The sequence below is a fragment of the Chitinophaga sp. genome (assembly GCF_035761305.1).
GTDB lineage: Bacteria > Bacteroidota > Bacteroidia > Chitinophagales > Chitinophagaceae > Chitinophaga.
In genome coordinates, this window is record NZ_DASTRI010000222.1 from 14640 (window position 1) to 37115 (window position 22476).

The 22476-nt window shown below is 49.8% G+C and carries 24 protein-coding genes; 2 read left to right on the forward strand and 22 right to left on the reverse strand.

The features are described 5' to 3' along the window. Positions 1-10: 10 nt before the first annotated feature. The 11 genes from VFS25_RS18890 to VFS25_RS18940 form a co-directional block, all read right to left on the reverse strand. Complete coding sequence (locus VFS25_RS18890) at positions 11-1153, reverse strand: glycosyltransferase family 4 protein (RefSeq protein ID WP_326463733.1); 1143 nt, start codon at positions 1151-1153, stop codon at positions 11-13. Continuing rightward, the gene (locus tag VFS25_RS18895) at positions 1150-1806 is read right to left on the reverse strand and encodes a hypothetical protein (RefSeq protein WP_326463734.1); all 657 of its coding nucleotides are present in this window, start codon (positions 1804-1806) and stop codon (positions 1150-1152) included. The genes VFS25_RS18890 and VFS25_RS18895 overlap by 4 nt, the downstream gene beginning before the upstream one ends. A 178-nt stretch (positions 1807-1984) precedes the next feature. Continuing rightward, entirely contained in the window at positions 1985-2416 is a 432-nt protein-coding gene (locus VFS25_RS18900) for an RrF2 family transcriptional regulator (protein ID WP_326463735.1), read from the reverse strand. A gap of 3 nt (positions 2417-2419) precedes the next feature. Continuing rightward, a complete protein-coding gene (locus VFS25_RS18905) occupies positions 2420-2743 on the reverse strand; it encodes a metal-sulfur cluster assembly factor (RefSeq protein ID WP_326463736.1) in 324 nt (107 codons plus the stop codon). Beyond that, on the reverse strand, positions 2740-4029 hold the full coding sequence (locus VFS25_RS18910; protein WP_326463737.1) for a cytochrome C oxidase subunit I: 1290 nt from the start codon (positions 4027-4029) through the stop codon (positions 2740-2742). Before VFS25_RS18910 ends, VFS25_RS18905 begins: the two co-directional genes overlap by 4 nt. Beyond that, on the reverse strand, positions 4029-4820 hold the full coding sequence (locus tag VFS25_RS18915; protein ID WP_326463738.1) for a DUF2249 domain-containing protein: 792 nt from the start codon (positions 4818-4820) through the stop codon (positions 4029-4031). The genes VFS25_RS18910 and VFS25_RS18915 overlap by 1 nt, the downstream gene beginning before the upstream one ends. A 23-nt stretch (positions 4821-4843) precedes the next feature. After that, entirely contained in the window at positions 4844-5317 is a 474-nt protein-coding gene (locus VFS25_RS18920; protein ID WP_326463739.1) for a hemerythrin domain-containing protein, read from the reverse strand. After that, a complete protein-coding gene (ric, locus tag VFS25_RS18925; RefSeq protein ID WP_326463740.1) occupies positions 5304-6269 on the reverse strand; it encodes an iron-sulfur cluster repair di-iron protein in 966 nt (321 codons plus the stop codon). Before ric ends, VFS25_RS18920 begins: the two co-directional genes overlap by 14 nt. A 13-nt stretch (positions 6270-6282) precedes the next feature. After that, positions 6283-6666 (reverse strand): putative zinc-binding protein, encoded by a 384-nt coding sequence (locus VFS25_RS18930; RefSeq protein ID WP_326463741.1) that lies wholly within the window; start codon positions 6664-6666, stop codon positions 6283-6285. 26 nt (positions 6667-6692) lie between these two features. After that, complete coding sequence (locus VFS25_RS18935) at positions 6693-7184, reverse strand: hypothetical protein (RefSeq protein WP_326463742.1); 492 nt, start codon at positions 7182-7184, stop codon at positions 6693-6695. Positions 7185-7190: 6 nt separating this feature from the next. Beyond that, positions 7191-8228 (reverse strand): multicopper oxidase domain-containing protein, encoded by a 1038-nt coding sequence (locus VFS25_RS18940; protein WP_326463743.1) that lies wholly within the window; start codon positions 8226-8228, stop codon positions 7191-7193. 376 nt (positions 8229-8604) lie between these two features. On the opposite strand from VFS25_RS18940, the gene VFS25_RS18945 reads away from it, so the two are divergent. After that, positions 8605-9939 carry a hypothetical protein gene (locus tag VFS25_RS18945; protein WP_326463744.1) on the forward strand — a complete coding sequence of 445 codons (1335 nt, stop codon included), beginning with the start codon at positions 8605-8607 and terminating at the stop codon, positions 9937-9939. Here VFS25_RS18945 and VFS25_RS18950 read toward each other — a convergent pair. The 9 genes from VFS25_RS18950 to VFS25_RS18990 form a co-directional block, all read right to left on the reverse strand. Then, positions 9820-10587 (reverse strand): ABC transporter permease subunit, encoded by a 768-nt coding sequence (locus tag VFS25_RS18950; RefSeq protein WP_326463745.1) that lies wholly within the window; start codon positions 10585-10587, stop codon positions 9820-9822. The genes VFS25_RS18945 and VFS25_RS18950 overlap by 120 nt on opposite strands. After that, on the reverse strand, positions 10571-11311 hold the full coding sequence (locus tag VFS25_RS18955; protein ID WP_326463746.1) for an ABC transporter ATP-binding protein: 741 nt from the start codon (positions 11309-11311) through the stop codon (positions 10571-10573). Before VFS25_RS18955 ends, VFS25_RS18950 begins: the two co-directional genes overlap by 17 nt. Next, positions 11308-12549, reverse strand: a complete 1242-nt coding sequence (gene nosD / locus VFS25_RS18960) for a nitrous oxide reductase family maturation protein NosD (protein ID WP_326463747.1) — start codon at positions 12547-12549, stop codon at positions 11308-11310. Before nosD ends, VFS25_RS18955 begins: the two co-directional genes overlap by 4 nt. Positions 12550-12551: 2 nt before the next feature. After that, positions 12552-12992 carry a nitrous oxide reductase accessory protein NosL gene (locus VFS25_RS18965; protein ID WP_326463748.1) on the reverse strand — a complete coding sequence of 147 codons (441 nt, stop codon included), beginning with the start codon at positions 12990-12992 and terminating at the stop codon, positions 12552-12554. Between the two features lies 1 nt (position 12993). After that, positions 12994-13563 carry a hypothetical protein gene (locus VFS25_RS18970; RefSeq protein ID WP_326463749.1) on the reverse strand — a complete coding sequence of 190 codons (570 nt, stop codon included), beginning with the start codon at positions 13561-13563 and terminating at the stop codon, positions 12994-12996. Positions 13564-13570: 7 nt separating this feature from the next. Next, a complete protein-coding gene (gene nosZ, locus VFS25_RS18975; RefSeq protein WP_326463750.1) occupies positions 13571-15547 on the reverse strand; it encodes a Sec-dependent nitrous-oxide reductase in 1977 nt (658 codons plus the stop codon). 24 nt (positions 15548-15571) lie between these two features. Beyond that, the gene (locus tag VFS25_RS18980; protein WP_326463751.1) at positions 15572-16075 is read right to left on the reverse strand and encodes a cytochrome c; all 504 of its coding nucleotides are present in this window, start codon (positions 16073-16075) and stop codon (positions 15572-15574) included. Positions 16076-16289: 214 nt separating this feature from the next. Then, positions 16290-16808, reverse strand: coding sequence for a flavodoxin domain-containing protein (locus tag VFS25_RS18985; RefSeq protein ID WP_326463752.1), 519 nt, complete (start codon positions 16806-16808; stop codon positions 16290-16292). A gap of 204 nt (positions 16809-17012) precedes the next feature. After that, positions 17013-17471, reverse strand: coding sequence for an Rrf2 family transcriptional regulator (locus VFS25_RS18990; protein ID WP_326463753.1), 459 nt, complete (start codon positions 17469-17471; stop codon positions 17013-17015). 198 nt (positions 17472-17669) lie between these two features. On the opposite strand from VFS25_RS18990, the gene VFS25_RS18995 reads away from it, so the two are divergent. Further along, on the forward strand, positions 17670-19472 hold the full coding sequence (locus tag VFS25_RS18995; protein ID WP_326463754.1) for a hypothetical protein: 1803 nt from the start codon (positions 17670-17672) through the stop codon (positions 19470-19472). Positions 19473-19480: 8 nt separating this feature from the next. Here VFS25_RS18995 and VFS25_RS19000 read toward each other — a convergent pair whose 3' ends face one another. Both VFS25_RS19000 and VFS25_RS19005 read right to left on the reverse strand, forming a co-directional pair. Continuing rightward, on the reverse strand, positions 19481-21478 hold the full coding sequence (locus VFS25_RS19000; protein WP_326463755.1) for an alpha-L-arabinofuranosidase C-terminal domain-containing protein: 1998 nt from the start codon (positions 21476-21478) through the stop codon (positions 19481-19483). A gap of 393 nt (positions 21479-21871) precedes the next feature. Beyond that, a complete protein-coding gene (locus VFS25_RS19005; RefSeq protein WP_326463756.1) occupies positions 21872-22111 on the reverse strand; it encodes a hypothetical protein in 240 nt (79 codons plus the stop codon). Between the last annotated feature and the right edge of the window lie 365 nt (positions 22112-22476).

A 22476-nucleotide genomic window follows, 5' to 3' on the forward strand; every position in this document is an offset into this window, starting at 1 on the left:
ATTGCTTTATTTAACGGATGTTCAACTTTTCACGTACGACCTGTATAAACTTTTCCGCTACCCGGCGGTAGTCGAAATGTGCCGCTACCCGGCGGCGGGCGGCTTTACCAAGCCGTTTCCTGTATGCAGGATCTGCCATTAGCTGCGTGAGGCAGGCGCGGATGTCATTCACATCTGCCCGGTAATCTACTGTGCGCGGCGTATCGAAAATAACCTTCCGCTGCTCTCCCGGCGCTGCTTCGTTTTCCAGCACTACCTCATTCACGGTGATCTTTTGAGCCACCCCTGCCAGCAGGGCTGTTTCTTCATGCAGCAGCGTATCGAGCATTCCCATTGCCCGGATGCCGATCACCGGCTTTTCACAGGCGCCCGCCTCCACCTGCAGCATGCCAAAACCTTCGAGCCGGGAGGGCGCCGCATATATATCACAAGCATTCAGCAGCAGCGGCATATAGTTCCGTGATACAATACTTGTTACATACTGCACTTTTTTGCCGATGCCCAGGCTGGCCGCCAATGCCAGGTCGGCTTCGTTCTGCGAATAGGTGCGCGCCTGCGGCCACACCTTGCAGATGTACTTCCAGCGGGGCAGCGCGCCATCTACCTGCGCCAGCGCCTGCATTACCTCCCGCGCGCCTTTGGAACAGGCATCTCCTCCTACTGTTAATATCAACAGCTGTTCAGGCGCCAGGCCAAGCGCATCCCTCACGGCCTGTACCTTCGGATGGCTGCGGTCATAGGGTGCAAACAGGTTAGTATCACACCCTACCGGCAATACCTCAATGCGGCTGCCATCGATGCCGTCGCGCATGTACATTTCTTTTACCCATTGCGACGTAACCAATATCAGCGGCAGCTGGTTCAGCACCTCCTGGTAGCCAGCGATATAACCATCCGCCACCAGCCAGGGAACGGGGAGTATACCCGCTGCCTGCGGATGCAAAGCCAGCTGCGGCATATATCCCCAGTAACCAATCCCTACGGCTATATCGGGCTTAAACCACCGGTAATACCAATCCTTTTCAAGCGGAGAATTGAAATGAACAGGATAAACGTCTACCCCTGCCTCCTTTAACCCCCTGTACAGCAATTCCCCCTGCATGGCAAGCCCGCCGGGGCCTGCCGGGTAATCGTACATTAACAGCACTTTCATATACCTGGTTTGTCATATAACCATGCCAGCGCAACATGCTTATCAGTAAAGCGCCAGAATGCTTCTGCCGCAGGCGTGGTACGCGCTTCCCAGCTATCGGGGGAAAACCCGTACTGCCCTGTTATCAATGCATATTTCTTTTGCCATACCGCTTCCGGCAATTCATAAAAGATATTTGCATGCCTGTTTGCCACCGGGTAATAGGCCCGGCCTCCATCTTCATAAGCAAATACCCATAATTCATCCGCATAAATCCTGCCTGCATGCCACAGCTTTATTACAGACCGCCCTATTTCTTCGTGGCGGCGGTGACGCGTATATTCTCCATTGGGATGATGTGTAAGCATTACGTCAAAGTGTTGCCCCTGCAACAGCGAAAGAATGGTTTCCGACACCAGCGCTTCAGGCAGCGGCTGCTGTTCAGGACCATCATCCAGGTCGGCCATAGCGCCGCCTGCTTCCAGCTCCTGCAATACTTTATGAAAACGCGGCGCCCGGTCGCTGTCATGCGCCCGGCAAAGCGTGAATACCTGCCGTTTACCGCGCAGGTATTGTAACAGCGTACCGCCGGCCCATAGCACTTCATCATCCGGGTGGGCCACGATGGTTACCGCTGACTTAAAAGCAGCTGCTGTCAACGTTTCCGTTGTCATAATAATAGTAGTGTTAGCTTAAATAACAGGCAATAGATACGGATAGTACGGGCTTTTCAAAAGGGTTACTAAATTTAACGAAAATTCCTCAACAGGCGCGGGTGTTTGTTTATCTTATTTGCATAAAACCCACGATCAGCCTGCTTATTGCGGGGGAGTACTGATGATAAAATCTCAGTTAATCCACCAGGTAAGCCAGCCCGTTATTCACCTGGTTGCAAAGGTCCGCCACCCGTTTGGTAGTGAATATAACTTTCAGCTGGTCCCTGGCTATTTTAAAATCATGATGCACGGGGCAGGGATGCGTGGCGGAGCATTTATTTAATCCCAGCGCGCATTGCGTAAAAATATCCTTACCATCCACCGCATCCAGGATATTCATAAGCGGCTGGCGGCGTTGCTCACTGGTAACATAAAAGCCGCCTGAAGGGCCTTTTATGCTGTTGATCACGCCTTTCTTCACCAGTGTTTGCAGCAGCTTTCCTACGGTGTGCTCACTGGCATTTATGCCGGCGGCTATTTCCTTTATACCGGCTTTTTCGCCCGATCCATACCTGGATGCAAGGTAAATAACTGCTTTGATCGCTATTTTACAGGTAACGCTCAACATGTTTCAGGCATTTAAAAAATTACGGCCTTCCATTGAAATCCTTTCATAGCTCCAGGGAGGATCGAAAGTAAGCTGCACATTTACCGTGTAACCGGGAAAGTTATTTTCCAGCTGCGTTTTTACACTGTCCTGTATCGACTGCCCCATGGGGCAAAAACGCGTGCTGAGCGTCATCAGCACATCCAGCTTCTTCTCTTCCTCATAAAAATTCAATTCATAGATCAAACCCAGGTCTACCACGTTCAGTCCCAGCTCAGGGTCTATCACCTCCTGCAGCAATGCAAGGGCAACAGTGCATTGAATACTATGGTTTGTTTTCACATTCATCTCCAACCAGGTTTATAAAAAGTAACCCTAAAGATATTTAAATTATAAAGAAAGGCGCATAGCAGCAGCAGTACGGCGCCGGCTCTTACAACGCCGCCGTTTGCCGCAAACACGCCCGCAACAAACAACAGGAAACCCAGCAGGTAGCTCAGGGCCATGAGGTTAAACAGCCTGCTGCTGAACAGGTCTTTGGGACTGGGCGTTTTACCGGCGCCTGCCTGTACATGATACAGCTTGTTCCATACAATAAAAGGCAGTGTTTTAAATGTCATACCAAGAATGATGGCCGTTAACCATCCAAAGAAAACACTGAAGCCGTAAATAAGCACCAGCGCCGTATTTTCCGTAGTGGTGAGCAAAAACCCGATAGCTGCCGCCAGCAGCACCAGGGGAATGATCATCATCAGCACAGACAGCAGGGATATTTTTACCTGCCCGTCTACCTGGCGGCGGATGCGCTCCCTGTAACAACCGTAGCAGTAGCAGATAAATATTACAATAGCTGCCAGCAAACAGGCCACCGGCAAAAAGTATAGCACCGGGCGGCGTACATACAGGAACAGCAATACAAACCCCGTTAGCCCGCCATTCATCAGCGCATATATCCACCACAGCTGCTTTATGTTGGTGTACTTTGACACCAGGAACATGGGAATAAGGCGGGAGCCCACGCCTGTGATCAGCAGCAGGAACCAGCCCACTATTCCCATGTGCGCATGCAGCGGCAGGTAATGCAATGAATTTTCCCGCAGCAGCGGATGCGTAAAATTATACACCAGCAATAAACCGGCAAAGGTGGTCATAAACAGCCAGCAGGTAGCGGTTATCACAAATACAACATGCACATTTTCATTTTTGGCAGCCGGCCGGCTGCAGATAACATTCACCAGGAATAAAAGCACCGCGCTGTTGATCAGTATGGCGCCGGCTTTTGCCGGCACACCCATATTGAAGGTATAAAAAGCATATACCAGCAAGGGTATGCCAACGCCTGCCAGTATGAAGGTAAGGTACGCCAGCCGGTGGCTGTATAATTTTCCTTCTGCCAGTACCGGCACCAGCTGGTGGCTGGCCCCCAGGATGATCATGGTGCCCCACCCCAGCGCCATGGCATGCGTAATGGCCAGCGTGTGCGGAGAAAAGTAATGGTCATACCGGCCGGCAGGTGATATACATAAAAGAAAAACCGCCCACAGAAAAGACAACGCAGCATATACATAAAAAGGTATTACTACACCCGGGGTAGTAACCGTTCCTGCATGATTGTTATGATCGGTTGTAAACATCAGGCTTTAAAAATTAATAAGTGTACTTCTCCTTCGTTTATTTCCTTAATGCGGTAATCGAACTTTCTTTGCACAAGCTCGGGCAGCAGGAATACCGGGATGCGTTTATGATATACGAACAATGCCCTGTCTGCGTGCAGTTTGTCCAGCTCCGCCAATATAGCCAGCATTGGCCCCGGCATTTTCAGTTGACGAACATCCAGCACCTGCAAACGCTCCTTAAACGCCTGCATCAGCTCTTCCCAGCCTTTTCCCCCATCCGGCGGCGCCGCCTCAACGGCCGGCGCGCCGGCCTGCTTATAGAAAGTGGTTGCTACCAGGTCATCGGCAACCACATTAACGTGCGATGTAAATCCCTGCCGCTCCAGCAATACGATCAAAGGCGCCGGCTCAAAAGTGTTAATGATCTTTAACGCCTGGCCGGGTTCCAGCGCTTTCACCTCCTCCATGATAATGCCCAGCGGATCGTTGCCTGCTGCAATAGCGGGCCGCACATCCAGCTCAATAACAGCACCGGGAGCTACAGGCGGCGGGGTTGCCGGCGCCGCTGCTGCTGCCGCAACATTTTCATTTACCTCAAAGCCCAGTGGCCGCAGCTTTTCAAAGAACGCGTTTATGCTGCAGTTGCCGATTTTGCTGGCCATTGCAATGGATGTGCGCCCGGCCATTAACTTCCGCAGCAGTGGATTGCGCAGCTGCTCAAACCTGGAAGAAATACTGATGATCGCTTCCAGGGCCGCGGGCTCCTGTTTCAGGATGGCTGCAATCTTTGTATTTGCGTTTATAGTCATGGCGTATTGTATAATTTTTCAGCCTACTTTCCCGCAAACATTTGCGGTACTTTGTGGGTACTGTTTTTTTCTATATCAAGCAATAACGTTTCCAGGTCTTCAGGCGTCATGCCTGCCTGCAGATGGTTGAAAAGCGTTCTTTCCTCAAACCTGATATGCGCTTCCAGCAAATCAGCAAATGACGCCAGCAATTCGCTGCCGGCCACCTGCTGCGGAATAGCTTTAACAAGCGACCGGATATTGCGGTGCTCCTCTTCTGCCTGTACCCGCAGCAGATCGTCCTTGGGGAGCTTGCTGAATATAAATTTTTCCTCTTCGGCAAAATGCTGCTCCAGGTGACTGCTAAAAAAGTCCTGTACGTAGCCGTTGATGCTTTTGCCGCTTACACCTTTTGAAAGGTCTTCTCTTATTTTCCATACCAGCAGCAGCCCGAAATGATGGTCTTTCGAGAAATGAACAAATGCTTTGCTGCGCTTTATGGGTTTATGATTTTCCATTGTTTAACTCATTTTCAAGCTTTACAGCTTTGGGAAAAAGGATATTGTTTTCCAGGTGCACATGTATGTGCAGGTCATCTTCAAACTCGTCCAGCATGCGGTATAAGAGGCTGTAGCTGGCGCAGGCGTCTTCGGGCAGCGCATAGTTATTGCTAAGGCGCCGTATCTCCTCCAGGCTGCGGCCTACTGACTCATGCTCCATTTCCATTACGTTAATGGGCTGGCGAACCGTACCGAAATACATGGCCGGCGCTCCTTCCTGTCGCTGACCTGCAGCGCGCGCCAGCTCTTTAATGTAAGGGAACAATACCTCTTCCTCTTTTACCAGGTGTGACAGCAGTTCATCGTAAATGCCTGTTACCAGCTGGTTTATGGCCAGCAGCTCCGGATGCCTGCTGCCATGCACACGGGCCACCTTATTGGCATAGCCGGCTATTTCGGGCAATGACTGCTTTACATAGCTGTGATGGGTGTTTACAATATAATCCGCCAGGAAATCCAGGCTCCAGTCGTTGTAAGGCAGCGGGCGGGTGGTAAACTGCCTGTCGGCCTGCTGCAGCTCCTCTTCTACTACTGCTGCATCCAGGCCTTTTTCCGCGCATGCCTGCCGTACTGTTTTTTTACCGCCGCAGCAGAAATCAAGCCCGTATTTTTTAAATACCTGTGCTTTACGCAGATCCCTGGCGGCTATTTCTCCCAGCGTTTCGCTGCTGCCTTCCGGCGCATTCTTGCTGATGCGCACCTTCCACCACTCAGGCCCCTGCTCCAGGTATTCCCAGGAGAAAATGTTGCCTCTTTCTCCCAGCAGCTGGTAGTACAGCGGTTTGGGATCATGATCGTTATGGATCACCAGGCTTTCGCCCCCGAGCAGCTCGTCAAAGCGGGCAAAAATAGCCGGGTGTTTTTGTCTTGGTTCCAGTAATGTTACATTTAAAATATTTTCCTGTTTCATTTGTGTGTATGGTTTATATGTGTTCAAAATATTTTTGTATTTGCGGCAGCAGGTGCTCCAGTATTTCCCGGGCCTGCTGCCGGTTAAAATCTTCGTGCTGCTTTTTGGAAACACCCAGCGCCGACAGGTCAATGTGTATATCCGGCGTTATTGCGTGGTTTGACAGGCATGCCTTTGTGCAGGCCAGCGGGCAGCCGTCTATTGCAATCACCGGCCTGCCGGATTTTGCTGTTCGTACCAGCTTTTTTACATTGCCTCCCACACCTGCTATGCAGGACATTTCAGCTGCTTCCCGCCTGTCGAGCTGAATAGCCAGGAAGTTGGCCATTTGTGCGGCGCTGGAACATCCTGAGCAGGAGTACACCAGCGGTTTGTCTTTATGCATACAATTACTCATTGTTGTTGTATTAAACGGCTGCTGTTTCAGTACTGCAGCAGGCAGCCCCTGCCAGGCGCGCTGGAAACGGGAACCGGTAAATGTTTCAGGCATGCTTCCAGCGCATCCTGCAGGTAAAAGTGTTTCACCATGCCCATGTTAGAGGGCCCGTCGTCTATAGCGCCTTTGTACAGCACTTTACCGGCGGCGTCCAGCAGCACCACATCGGTGCTTACCCTGGGATGCAGCTGCATCAGTAACCGGTGGCGGGTATCTTTCACATAAGGCATTTTCCAGCCAAGATCCCCCATCAGGTCCTGTATATCTTTATCACTGTCGTTACTATCTGAAAACACGGCGGTAAACTCCACCTGGCTGCGGTAGGTTTTGAGCAGCTTCCCGAACGTTTCCTTATGGCTGTAAATGCAGGGGCATTGGGTTTGTATAAACAGGTACACCTTTACCTTGCCCGGCGCTGCCGCTTTTATGTTAAAGCCTGCTGTTATAACGATGGCTAATGCCAGCAATAAACTTTTCATATGCTTTTATTTTGCTTCGAGTAATCCGATAGCGCCCTGTTCCACACTGGCAAAAGAGTGGTCAACAAAAGCGTAAATACCTTTTTCAGGAACTGTAAACTCTATGATAGCGCCGCTGCTGGGGCCCAGCAGTACTGTTTGCATTCCGTGCATCTCATTCCGTGGGTTACCATCTATCCACACCTTATCAAAAATAACCCCTACTACGTGAAAGGCAGATGTAAGGTTGGCGCCCGCATTCAGCACGTATAAACGAACGCGCTCTCCTGCTTTTACCTCAATGGGCGCCTGCATGTACTGTTTGTATTTACCGTTAAACGTAACGAACATGGGCAGCCTGGCCCTTGCGCTGGCTACGTCTGTCTGGTAGGCGGTATCGCCCATTGGTTTGAGGTAAAATTCGTTCTGCACAATGGCCAGCTCCCTGTTTACGGTGCCCGGGAAACCATCCGCCGGTTCTACGATGATCATGCCGGTCATGCCGGAAATCATATGCTGCAAAATAACCGGGGTGCCGCAGTGGTACATAAACACACCGGGATAATTGGCCGTCCATTGAAAGTGCAGGGTTTCGCCGGGGGCAATGCTCCTGTATTTGTCATGCGGGTTCACCAGGGCCGCATGAAAGTCAATAGAGTGCGGCATTGGAGGAGATACCTGCGCGGTAAGGCTGGAGCGGTTAGCCATGGTGAACTTTACTGTTTGTCCTACGCGCACTCTTAATACCGGGCCGGGAACCGCATCTCCAAAAGTCCATGCCCAAAAGCTCACATCATCTGACACTGCAATTTTTTTGTGTTGTACGTCTACCCGGATGGCTACCGTATCGCCATCCACTAATGACGGGATGGCCGGCGCATAAGCCACGGGGCCGGCGGTAGTGGCGGCGGGTATGGCCTCTTCGGTAACATACGCCTCAGGGGCGCCGTACACTATTTTGCCGCCTTTGCCGGCTGCGTATTTATTATCGGTAATGGAGTAACATGCTGTTAATAAAGCTGCTGCCAGGATGATGAGCCAGCAACTTGTTTTATAGCGTTTCATAAAAACTGGTATTAAATATTCTTTGAAATCTGCCTGTTACACAACGCCGCTGTTGCATTTGCACTGCAAGGATTAAAACACTGCCAAACACTGCGATCATTTTACCCGTTTTTTTACATATCCAATTGCGAAGTAAAAGTAGTTAATAAAAGTATTCGCATACTTTTATTTTTGTCATTTTTTGCGAAATATGACCAATATCATTTACCGGTATGACAAGCGTCATATATAGCAGCAGCGCGGATTGGCGCAAATCAAAATAAAAGACTAAATTGTCTTTTATTTATTGAAAATGCGTTACCTTTACGCCGGGAAACGGCTGTTTATACCAGAACAGCCCGGCTGATAAAAGCAGTGTATTTCAAAAGGAACAATCATGTTAAAAGCAGAAAAAAGGTGGCTGACCATATCTTTGGTTAACCTGGCCATTGTGGCTTTACTGGGGCTACTGTTAAGAAGCAAGATATTATTCCCGCTGCCCGGCATTAACTTCGGGTTCCTGCTGCATGCGCACTCTCATTTTGCATTTACCGGGTGGGTAACGCTTTGCCTGCTGACGTTGATTACTTATAAAATAGTCCCCGCGGGCTACAACAGCCGCCCGGTATACCAATGGCTTTTAGGCGGCATGCTGGTAAGCGCGGTGGGTATGCTGCTGAGCTTTCCCTTTGAAGGCTATGCCGCTGTTTCTATCGTTTTCTCCACGCTATCCATACTGGTTTCCTATGCATTCGCCTGGGTGCTGGTGAAACACGTTTTGAGCGCGGGGGTAAGCCGCCCGGTAATGATACTGCTGTTTTCCGCGCTTGCAGCGCTGGTGCTTTCATCTGCAGGGCCGTTTACACTGGCTTATATAATGGCATCCCATAAGGCAGCGCCCGTGCTGTACCGCAACGCTATTTACACCTACCTTCACCTGCAGTACAACGGTTTTTTTACGCTGGGTATTCTTGCGTTATTTGTACATGATTTCAGCAGCGCTTTCAATGGCCTTGCCGGAAAGCACTTAAACCGTTTTGCCATTGCATTGTCCGTATCAGTGTTGCCAACCCTGTGCCTCTCCTACCTCTGGCATTCCCCCAACATGGCGATACGCATAATAGCCATTGCAGGATGCGCCTGCCTGGCGGCTGCTTTAACCTGGTTTATAGCCATGCTATGGCATGCAAAAACAGCCTTCGGCAACGTGCATCCGTTTGCGAAAAAACTTGGGGCGCTTGCTTTGATCTCATTTGTACTAAAAACAGCTATGCAGGTTATAATCGTAATTCCGGCCGCAGGCAATATGGTATTTGCCAACCGGCCTGTTATCATAGGCTACCTGCACCTGATAATGCTGGGCTTTATTACATTATACCTGCTGGGCTGCCTGATGCAGCAGGGATATTTTACAGCAGAGCAGCCTGCGGCAAAAGCAGGCATTATAATTTTCACATGGGCAATAGTGGCAAACGAAGTGGTGCTGATGGGGCAGGGATTTTCGTACCTGCTTTGGTTCAGCAGTATTGTTTATCCCTGGTTGTTGTGGATAGCCGCCATCGGCTTGTTCACCGGCGCTGTTGTAATTGCGGCTGCCGCCCTGCGCCGGGGCTCAGAGGTCCTTCTTTTTAAAAACCCGGGCGGCTATAAGCAACGGGATTACCGTCCAGCACAACATGCAAACAACCGTGTATACACTGCCGGTAACAGATCCCAGGAACTGTTTGAATAGCGCGCCTGAATACCCCATCATTACGGCAACATCCAGCTGCAGCAGCACCAGTATCCTGGCAAGATCAACAGGGTTTAAAGATATTAACCCCAGCAAAGGCTGCTCAATAGGATAATCGCTGAACGAATAAATAAAGGAAAGCAGCAACCCATCAAACAGCAGCATGAAAAACAATGCCGTTATAATGGCTGCGCCAATGCCCCTGGTCTTGTCTTTAAACAATACAAAAATCAGCAGCGCCAGTGCGGAAAAGATCAGTGTAAGCAATACCCCGCTTATTATTAGGGTAATAGCAGCCAGGCCATCATACAGCAAACATACCGGCAGCCCCACCCCAGCCAGGTAGGCAATGCCCAAAGCCGTGGCAATACCGGTATACTCCGCCAGCAGCAAGGTGCCCCGTTTTATGGGCTGGGCCAGCAGCAGCTCGGTAAATTCCGCCGAATTAAAGAAATAAATGGTGGAAAAAAGGATGCTGATAATGGGCACAAACAGCAACGTAACATTCAGCAGGCTCAGTAACCCTTTGGCGGTATTATCGCCTATGCCCGACACGCTGACGGTTAACACCGCCAGTAGAAGGGTGTACACAATTACGGTTCTGTTCCTTAAAAGGTCCAGCAGTACATATTTAATGATCGTTCTCATAAGACAGGCATTCTTTACGGTAATTCTTTTGCATAATGGCGGCTATCACCTTATTCAGCTTTTCCTGGCCGGTAGATCTTTTCAGCTCCTCCACTGTTTTATAGCATACCAGCTTTCCTTCCTGCAGGTACACAATATGGCTGGTAATATCTTCCAGGTCGCTCAGCACATGAGAGGTGATAAGGATCAGCTTTCCGTTGGCGCGCTCCCGGGCAATCTTATTTTTCAGCAGCTCACTGGCCACAGGATCCAGGCCGGCTGTGGGCTCGTCCAGGATAAGTATGCCCGGTGAAAAGAGGAATGCCAGGCAGGCGCTTACCTTTTGGCGGGTGCCGCCGGAAAGGCTGCGCATCATTTTGTGGCTGCTGGCAGGTATATCAAAGCCTGCAATCAGCTCTTCATCATAATGCCTGCAATCTTTCCGGATAGCTTTCAGCATTTGTATCACCTGGCCAATGGTCATATTCTCAGGATAGCGCCCTATTTGCGGCATGTAACCTATTTTCGAGCGGTATGCCCAGTGCGATTTTATTTGCTCCCCGTTTATACAAATAGTGCCTGCTTCCGGTATCACCAGTCCCAATATGGATTTTATAAGCGTTGTTTTGCCGGAGCCATTAGGCCCCAGCAGGGAAATGGTTTGCCCGCTTTGAAACCGCAGGCTGATATCATCCAGCGCTTTGAACTTTTTGAATGATTTGGTAAGCTGCTTTATCTCTATCATAACTGCAGTTTTTTCATGGCCGGGCGATCATCTTTCAGCTTATCGGGGATCACGCTGGGCATTACCTTTTCTACCTGCTCTATGATACCGGTAAAAAAGCTGCGGTACAATATCATGGCCGAAGGTATTTTTTCCGTTATTACAGCATACACGCTAACCGGATAGTAAGGCACATCCCCGATATTGTTTTTGTCCAGGTCATATCCATCATACTTGTCCCAATAATTGTTGCTGAATACATTCAGCATTTCCGTACCATTGGTAGCCACATCAAAGGAATTGCCGATAAAGTTGTTTTCCACGAAGTTGCTGCCGCTGCAGCTGGCCATTACCCGCAGCGCCCAGCCGTTGTCCTGGAACAGGTTATGCTGCACGGCAACGCGGGTGGTGCCCTCCATGTGAATACCCACTGTGTTTTTTGTGAACCGGTTGTGCACTATCCTGCTGTCGGCAATCTCTTTAAGCAGCAGCCCGTAGGATGCATCTCCCCAGTTATGGCGGAACTCATTATCATGCATATACACGCCTTTTGAAAACATAACTGCAACGCCTGCGCCGTTATCCATGAATGTATTGCCAAAGTATTCGTTATTGTGGGAGAACATAAAATGCAGGCCATACCGGTCGTTATCATGAGAGCGGTTGGCTATAATGCGCGAGTCTGTTACAAACTCAAAATAAATACCGTCCCGCTGCCCCGATACAACATTGTTTTTTATAAACAAACGGCCGCACTTCCATGCGTGTATGCCATTGCCGCCGTTCACTTCATTCTGTACGCCGGAGTGAATAATATTGCCGGTAATAGTGCACCCTTCGGCATTTTGCAGGTAAATGCCATAGGTATTGTTCACCAGCTTATTATTCCTTACCGCCACATATTTTGCATTGGCGATTCTTATGCCTGCCATATCTGTAACAGATGATATGCCGGTATTTTGCACCTGCAGCCCCTGTATGGTTACAGCATCGGCAGTTATGATAAACACCTGGCCTTTATGCTCGCCATCTATAACAGCCCTGCCGCTGCCTGTTATCACCAGCCGCTTAGGTATAACAATGTCGTGCTCCCGGTAAGTGCCGGGCTGCAGCAGCAATGTATCGCCAGCACCGGCCGCCTGAATGGCATTGCGGATGCTGTTGGCCGTGGGATATACTTTTAGAGCCGCTGCAACGCCTGCCTGTGTTTCCAGCAGCAGGGCTGCTGACAGCAGCAAAAATACCGGGACGTTTTTCATACCTAATGCTTTGTTGATTGCAGGTCGTTCCAATTCAGCGGCCCTTCCTGCAAGCCGCCGCCGGCCGGTGCTGCAGCGCTGCCGTGTGCAAAGGCTGCATAGTTCCCGTTCATGGGCGATTTGAACGCTTCGCCCCGGAAGTACACGGCCTGGTATGCATCCAGGAACTTGCCTTCAGGGTTGTTATAATTGCTTACAAATATGGCGGCTATATCCCGGCCATTTTCTCCTGCCTTCATATAGCTCAGCAGGCACGCCATATCATCAAACACGTAAGTCCTGCCCTTTTTGGTCACTATCTCTGCTGCAAAACGTTTGTCCATAACAGTCATTTTGCAGTACGTACAGGCGTCATAACCGTATTTAACCGGCTGAAATTCCTGTTTGCAGGCGGCAAGGCCCATGCCCGCCGCAATAAGGCATATAAGCATTGATCGTTGCATGCTACTGTTTTTTCCATTCATAAATTGCTATTGATACCATCAGTATACCGGCTGCTATGTAGCACCATCCGCCAACATCCGGCTGCGACAGCACCTCAAAATTCAGCAGGCGCTTATAACCAAACAGGGGCGGCTGGTACGACATGCCGGGCACCTGTATGGGGGCTGCGGGATCCAGGTTATGGCCATAGTTATACTCCCACCTGTAAAAATCAATAAAGGAATAGGCTGCCAGCAAAATAAATGCAGCTGTCCAGATATAATACGGCAGCTTTTTCCGCAACAGCAGCACCAGCAGGCCCGCGCCCATTAATACCAGCATAGCGGCAGGCAGGATAACGAACTCCGAAAAGTCTTCCTTAACAATGTGCTTCATGCCTATATAATGGTTCAACCCGTTAATTACAGGCACATCGCCTTTTATGTCGTTCAGCCATATCTGCATAGACAGCCCTCCCGGGTATTGCGGCGCTCTCAGGTCTATCCGCCACATGGGGAACAGCCATAAAACAGCCAGCAACAGGATAACAACCGGTACGCTTATACGCCCTGCTTTAGTTAATTTTTTCATGATCAGGTTACTTTTGGGCAACGCTTCCGCCTGTTATGGTTTCACCGGTGCCAAATTTCACCGGCACATTGCTGCCTTTGGGCGATACCCGCAGGTAGCCCGACATTTCCTGGTGCAGGGCAGAGCAGAAGTCTGTACAATAGAAAGGATAAATGCCCTGTTTTTCCGGTGTGAATTTCAGGGTAACGGTTTCCCCAGGCATTATCAGCAGCTCGGCATTCGGATTGTTCTTAACGGCAAAGCCGTGCGGAATATCCCAGTCCTGCTCAAGATTAGTTACGTGAAAATAAACTTCATCGCCTACGAACACGCCTTCTATATTATCAGGCACCAGGTGCGACCTGATGGCCGTCATATACACATCTACCCGGTTGCCTTTACGCACTACGCCGGCCTTTTTTTCGCCCATTGTTACAAACTCATTGCCATTCTTGTTAATGTCGTAGTACTTCACCTGCTTTTCTTTTATCAGGCTTGCCGGGCATGCCTGGCCATAGTGCGGTTCCCCGAGAGTAGGATAATCCAGCACCAGCTGCATTTTATCGCCTGATATATCATAGAGCTGCGCTGATTGCGCCAGCTCAGGGCCGGTGGGCAGAAAACGGTCTTTGGTTATTTTATTGTAAGCTACCAGGTATTTGCCCCAGGGTTTCCTGGTATCTCCACCCGGGATCATGAGGTGCCCTACGGAGTAATAGGTAGGCACCCTGTCCACCACCTGCAGGTCTTTCAACCGCCATTTCACTACTTCGGATGAAAGGAACATGGAGGTATAGGCGTTGCCTTTACCATCAAACTCCGTATGCAAGGGGCCCAGGCCCGGCTTCTTTACTTCGCCGTGCAGCACTGCCTCGTACTTCAGGATGGGAATACCATAGAAATTCCCTTCATACTGTTTTTGCTGAATGGCGCTGGTCATTTTAGAGAAGGAAAATACCGGTATAAGGGCGGCCAGCTTCCCGCTGCCAACAATATATTCTCCTGTTGGATCAAGGTCGCAGCCGTGGGGCGATTTCGGACAGGGGATCATATACACCATATCCGGGCAATCTTTCGGGTCCAGCAGCAATACTTCTTTTTCTATAACAGAAGCAGCGGCCTGCTTATGCTCGTCAAAGGTGTTGTGCGCATAGTCGGCAGCTACTTTTTTTCCTTTGCCTGCTTTGGCATATTCCTCTGCTTTTTTCCAGTTTACGGCAATAATGTAGTCTTTATCTTTCTGCGACGCGTTTACCTCCAGCAGCGTATAGGCCTGCTCGGTATTATAGCTGGAGAAAAAGAACCAGTCGTGCGAAACGCCTTTACCTGCATGGCTCAGGTCCAGGTTCATACCCGGCAGTATGATCTGGAAGGCAAGCTTCATGTTGCCGGAGGTTTTATCAACGCTGATGAACGACGCCGTGCTCCTGAAATTTTCCTTGAATGAGCTGATGGGCGCATCTTCCGCGCCTAACGGAACGGAAAACCGGGTGCCTGCCACCACGTACTCCGTATTTTCGGTAATGAAGGGAGAAGAGTGGTTACCGCCGCTGTTGGGCAGCTGCAATATCTCCACGGTTTTAAAGGTGGTAAGATCAATCCTGGCTACGCGCGGCGTGTTATTAGCGTTTGCGAAAAGCCAGCGCCCATCCTGCTCACCGTTTGTTTGCGACAGCTCCAGGTGGTGCTGATCGTCCCAGGGTATTTCGCCCTGGGTGGTATTCAGCATAGCCTTTGTTTCCTCACTGTAGCCGTAACCGTTTTCAGGGAATACGGAGAATACAGGAATAACTTTCAGCAGCCTGCCGGAAGGCAACCCGTATACAGACACCTGGCCGTTAAAGCCGCCTGATACAAAGTTGTAGTATTCGTCATACTTGCCGGGAGCTACGTATGTTTTTGAAGCAGCATCCCCCTGCACGGCAGTGGCAGTGCTTTTCATTCTGCAGCTTTCTGTGAAAACCAGTACAGCGGCAGCGCCAAATAATAAGAGTGTATTTTTCATAATTGAGATGATAGACGTGAGAGATCAGTTTTTACCATCGTTAGACCGCATAAATTCCAGTACCTGCCTGGCTTCATCATCACTCAGGTGCTGGTTGGGCATACGCACCATACACTCTTCCATCATTGCGCGTGCAGCAGCATCCTTATCCAGCATTTCATCCGTATTCGTTACAAAATTCATAATCCATTCCGGCTTTCTCCTGTCGGTAACGCCTTTCCAGCCGGGGCCTACCAGCTTTTCGCCCGTTAGCTTATGACAGGCCGCGCACTTTACATCGTAAGTGGTTTTGCCGGCGGTTATCATTGCCTTATCCAACGGGTGCGTTAGCTTTACTTCCGTAAACTTGCCTGTTCCCTTCAGGTCATCGGCGGCGGCAGGCTGGCCGGCCTCCTCTCCCCCGCCAGTTATCATACTGGTATCGGTAGCCTGCTCAGACCCGCCGGCAGCGGGTTGCGGGGCCGACCCGCAGCTATAAATAAACAGGCTGCCTATAATAATTGCTGCTAAAAAATGTGACTGCTTCATAAATGTGGCTTATTTGATTTATGGTATAGTATGGTGAGGACAGGAGATTGTTTGCTTCTCCTGCCGCAAGATCGATTTGTTACGGCACCGGCGATTATTACACAACGAAAGTATCTTTACCGTGCTAATTATCCCCTGTTGTCTGTCATGGCAGGTACTGATTAAGATCAGGCTATGATCACTAATGATTAAAAGCATTCCCGCCCCTTATTGCTTATTCTATTACCCATATTTTCAGCGTAGAGATGTCCCTTACCAGGCCGCTGGTATGCGCCCTGTTCACGTTGTTGAAATCGGAAATATCCAGCTGCTTGCGGCTTAACCTGGCCAGCAGGCTGCCTGTTTTTACTTTAAGCCTGTCTGCCAGCGACAGCTGCCGGTAAATTATTTTCCCGGGGAAAAAGTAACACCTGCAATTGCTGCGGATGGCAGGCGGCATGTTTTGCTGCACATAGCCCTGCAGCTTCTCCAGCTTATCACTTTTGGTAGCGGTTACCAGGAAAAGGAATATTGGCTTTCCTGTTAATGCGGCTGTGTTTTCCTTAAGCCACCTGCGCATAAGCAGCTTGCCCATGTATATGCTGCTTCCCAGCACCAGGAACCGGGCATTTGCTATCAGCTGCGGCGTTGCCTGCTGCTGCGGTATTGCGGGTATTTTCAGATCGGCGCTGAGCCATTCAGCATACTGGCGCGTAGCGCCGTATTTGGACCTGTAAATAATAACTCCATTCATTGCGGTGATATTATACAGAACAATGTGTTCAGGTTAGGGATAAATAATTAAGGACAAATTTATCCTTAATTATGATACTGCCATATGATTTTAATCAGGTTGTTGATGTGAGGGCTGGAATAATTACCGGAATGCGCTGCCGGCAGCAGGTGTAAAGGAGGATGAGCCAGGGTTACACGATAATGATAATGATAACGGCAACAATCAACCTTTCTTTTTCCTGGTTTTTGCGTTGCTGATGAAAAAAGCGCCTTTGTTAGACTCCTCTACCAGCTGCTGGATAGAGGTGTTTTCGAACATTTGCCTGAGCTGCTTTTTAATGGCTTTGTATTGCATGTGCATGGGGCAGGGCCTTACTTCGGAGCATTCTTTAAGTCCTAACACGCATTTTGTGATTACGTTCTCTTCCTCTACTGCTTCCAGGATAGCCCGCACCGGTAATTTACGGGCTTTACCTGTGAGGTAAAACCCGCCCCTGGGGCCGCGGGCAGAGCTTACCACACGGTCGTTCTGCGTAAGCATTTGCAGTATTTTGGCAGTGAATGATTTGGGGGAGTCAATCCCTTCTGCCACCTGCTCCAGTCCCAGCTTGTTTTCTTCTGTGGCTTTCTGGGCAATATATATGGTAGCCCTGAGGGCATATTCAGCGGTTTTGGAAAGCATAATGATGATTGAAAATGCTGCAAGATAAAAATAAAAGAGAAGCTGCCCAATCACCGGTAAATAAGGCTGTTACAGCCCTGGCCAACGCGCCATGCATCCCTTTATTTACACCCGGCTGTTAAAGATAGTAAAATTAAGGACAAAAATATCCTTAATTTAGTCTAATATTGCCCCGCCTTAACGCTAATAAAAAATAACATGCATACATTTCATATACCCGTTATGGGTCTTTCCTACACTATAGATACGCCGGTTAAAGTAGCCCGGTTTGGTATCTCTTCCGTTATTTCCATTATAGAGGACCGGCTGATTGAAATGATGCGCAGGCATTATTACACTTCCCGGAACGAAGCATTCCATCCTATCGATACCCATGAAACAGACTACAGGGCCAAAAGGATCACGGACTATCTTAACCTGGTGAACCGGATGGTAAACGAGCAGCTGCAGCAGCTGAAACGTATGGAATTCAGGCCCGGCACGGCACTGGTGCAGTACTTTGAAATGCTGCCGCCGCACCATCCGTTAAAGCAGCTGTACAAAAAGATGACAGCTACCGCAGATACCGCTGAAAAGGAAACATTAGCCGCGCGTTTGCGCACAGGCATACAGGCCGGCAGCATTGACGTGAATATTATGACCAAGGTTGACAAGAATAACTTCGACAGGAACGGAGCGCTTATTGAAGACGGCTCCGATGCGGTTGCTGCTTTACGCGGATTTGTAAACAGCGACCTCACAGGTTCTTCCGTTATTTTTTCAGCCGGCATGAACCCCAGGCTGTACAACTATCTTGAAAAATGCCCGCAGTTCCTGCCGGATGACGATGGTAATTTTAAAAAGAAGGTGACCATAAAGGTGAGCGATTTCCGTTCGGCGCTGGTGCAGGGGAAATACCTGGCCAAAAAAGGAATATGGGTAAGTGAATTCAGGATAGAGTCAGGACTTAACTGCGGCGGGCATGCCTTTCCTTCGGAAGGTTATTTAATGGGGCCTATACTGGAAGAATTCAAGGTGCGTAAAGCGGAACTGGTGGATGCCTTATTTACCCTTTATAACCAGGCTTTAAAAAGCAAAGGGCTTAAAACATTCAAATATGCGCCCCGGCTGGCCATTTCAGCGCAGGGCGGCATTGGCACCGCTGCGGAAGATGAGCTGCTGCGTAATTACTATCAGCTGGACAGTACCGGCTGGGGCACCCCTTTCCTGCTGGTGCCTGAAGCCACTACGGTAGATGATGCAACCTTGCAGCTGCTTGCCGGCGCGCAGCAGCAAGACCTGGTGCTAAGCCGGCACTCGCCGATAGGCATACGGTTCTATTACCTGAACGGCAGCACTGCGCAGGCAGAAAGACTGCTGCGTATACAAAAAGGCAAACCCGGCAGCCCCTGTACGGAAAAACACCTGTCTTTCAATACAGAGTTCACCGAACAACCTATCTGCACGGCCTCTGTGCAATACCAAACGCTGAAGATCGCACAGCTGAAATCAATGGAGCTGCAGGAAGAGCAATACCAGCTGCAGCTGCAGGAAGTGCTGGATAAAGAGTGCCTTTGCGTGGGGCTTAGCAATGCGGCGGCACTCCGGCACAATCTCGTACTTGTTAAAAACATGACGGCTGTAAATGTTTGCCCCGGCCCGAACATTGTGTACTTCAATAAGACCGTTTCCCTGCAAACCATGACAGATCATATTTACGGCAGGGTGAACTTACTTGAAGGCAGCAGCAGGCCGCACCTGCTGATCAAGGAGCTGCAACTGTACCTGGATTACCTGGAAGAGCAGCTGCAGCTACCTGCCCAAGCAGCGCAGCCCGACCGGCAAAACAAGTATTATGATGCTTTTTGCGCACGCCTGCAGGAAGGTATCAACTACTACCGGCAGCTGCACGCAGCCGCTGTTATTACCGACAGCAGCTTTATACCGGCGCTGGATGCCGCCGGTGAAAGGCTGCAAATGCTATGCAGCCGGTATAGCACCGGGCAACATACCGCTTCCTGATACACCGGCTACTTTGTTTTAATCCTGATCACGGTAAGGGACATGGGTGATGCGGCATAGGCAAACTCTTTTTCGGCCTTAAAATCCAACTGCACAGGAATAACAGCCTTGGGTTGTTCAAAAGTGTTGGCGGCATCGGCATCTCCTGTAAGGATGGTGCATGTTGCATCCCGTTTTATCTTCTTAAACCGGGCCAGCTTAATTTTCACGCTTTTAGCCGTGGGGCCGGCATTTACCACCTTTAAAATAAGGTCGCCTGTTTTGCTGTCCTGCACGCAGGAACCGGCCAGCACAGAGTCGGCAGGGTCTTTTACAAGCACGTTTTCAAAATAGGTGTCGCCCTGGTTGGTGGAGAACAGCTGCTGTACATAATAATTCACCGTAGGGCAGGCGCGGGTATTGCTGAAATAGATCATATCCGGGTTCCACTGCGTAAAGCCCTTTTTAGCCAGCAAGGGCGCATAGGATGCCATGGCCACCACATCGCCGTTACGTTCAAGGGCAGTCATGTAAGCTGCTTCCGCCATGGCGTTTTTCACTTTATTGCCCCAGGAGGCATATTCGCCTACATACACCTTTGTTGCGTTCCGTTTGTAGGCATCATAGCGGTATTGGTTGGAGATGAACCATTCGGGCTGGCTATAGTAGTGCTCATCCACTACCGGCACATCCAGCGCCGCGGCCAGGCTCCATCCTTTGGTAAAATCCTCTCCTGAAGGGAAAGGCCCTACCGTTCCTATTACCGTGATATTGGGATATTTTGCTTTCACTGCTTCATAGATCATCCTGAAGCGCTGTTCAAATTCAGGGGTGATCTTATCTTCATTGCCAATGCCAACATACTCAAGGTTAAACGGTGCGGGATGCCCGGCAGCAGCGCGTTTGGCGCCCCAGGCAGACGTTGCCGGCCCGTTGGCCCATTCAATAAGATCGAGCACTTCCTGTACATAGTCCGGCATTTGACCCATATCAAGCGCCTGCTGACCGGTGCCGCCGATGCGCCAGGTACCGCCGGAGTTCTGGCAGCTGACAGCTGCGGGCAATACCGGCAATGGTTTGGCGCCAATATCTTCACAAAACCGGAAGTACTCAAAATATCCCAGTCCTGCTGTTTGATGATAGCCCCAAAGGTTCTTCTGCTCTACACGCTGCTCAACGGGGCCGATGGTGTTTTTCCAGCGGTACATGTTTCCAAGCCCGTCGCCGTGCGACAGGCAGCCGCCGGGAAAGCGGATGAATTTCGGATGAATATCCGCCAGCAGCTGTGCAAGGTCGGCGCGCAACCCATTAGGACGGTTTTTGAAGGTTTTCTCCGGGAACAGCGACACCATATCCAAAGCCAGCCTGCCTTTGGTGGTAGCCAGTATTACCAGCGATGCGCTGTCATTATCCTCAGCCGGCACCAGGCTTGCCGTGTACTGCTTCCATTCACCGTTTGTTATGGAGATGTTGCGCTGCGCCAGTACTTTTCCTTTGTTGTTCTGCAGGCTTACTGCTATGGTAAGGGGCGCCCGGCTCACGCTTTTTGCAAACACTGAAAAGTTATACTGCTCCCCTGCTTTCACAGGCATGCCGGAAAATCCCCGGTTCCGGAGGCCTACCCCGCCTGCCACGCTATCTCCCACATGCTCAATATTCAGCACCACGTAGTGCGGGTTATTGGGATGCACCGGGGCATTGGTTTCCACATTCACGGAGCCATAGGAATAGCCCGGGGTAATATATTGCCAGCAGGAAAAAGGGTGCCATTCCTGCCGGTCGGACGGGCTGTATTCAAAGGAGCGGTTTTGCACCATCTCTGCATAAAGCCCTCCGTCGGCTGCGTAATTAATGTCTTCAAAAAACAGCCCGAACAGGTCGGGGCTTATCTTTTTGCCCCCCGGCGCCTGCTTTATATCCTGGGCCTGCATAGTAACGGCAACCAGCATCACCGCCGCAATAACCGTTATTACCCTGGCGCCATAGCCGGCGCGCCCGCGGGCAAAGGGATAGTTAACTACATGCATATAAGCTTATATTTTTAGTATAATGGCTGATATACCGCGTTTGCTGCGCTGTTAAAGCTGCGGCATACATTTAAGTGTCAAATTAACAACTAATTTATGAAACGCCGTCCACTTCCCGGGGAATTGTTTATGAGGGGATGTAAATAGTAAAGCCGCCCTAAAAAGAGCGGCCTGCGTTATTTGATATGAAAAACCCAAAACTTACTGTTGATTAGTTTTGTACAAGCAAATATTTCATAGGATATGTTGTTATGGTGAAGATACAGTAAAAATGATTCCTTGTTATAACATGTAAATGTTATAAAACCATTGCAGCATAAAAAAAAAGACCGGCAGTTATGGTCACCACTGCCGGCCTTTCAAAAGCCAATGAAAAGTGTAAATACACCTTCCTCAATCGTTACCTTGTGTTTTTACAATTTTGTTGTATATCCCAAAGAGTAAAAACGGTGCAGCCCACTGGCCTATAAACAGGCTGACATGCTTTTTCTTTAGCAGCTGAAATGCCAGCGACACACCCATTGCGCTTATAGCTGCCCATAAAAACGTATCGGATGGCAGCTTGGCTGTTTGATTCTCAATAGCTTCGGCTACAGCCCCCTCTTCGTGGCCTTTGGTAAGTACGTCTTCCATAAAAAAAATTTTAGTGATACCTATCAGGAGCCAAAATACATGCCATTGAAGCGGCTGAACCGCCGCCCGCAGCCGCCTCATGCACATTGTTAACGGGCATAATTCCTGTATAAACCATCCTAAACCATATGATATGTTCGTACCTCTTATAGCAATGTTAGTCATAGTTGCAGCAGTAGTAGTGTATTTGGTAATGCAAAGCAACCGGAAAACCAAAGACACCGGCAACCGCCCGTAAGCCGTGTAAAAATTCCGCTTGCTGTAACTTTCTGTGAGGAGTGTAGAACAGCCACAGCTGCAGGCGCCGCGCTATACGGCACCTGCAGCTGTGCTGTTACTATACGCGCCACTGGAACTAAAAACAA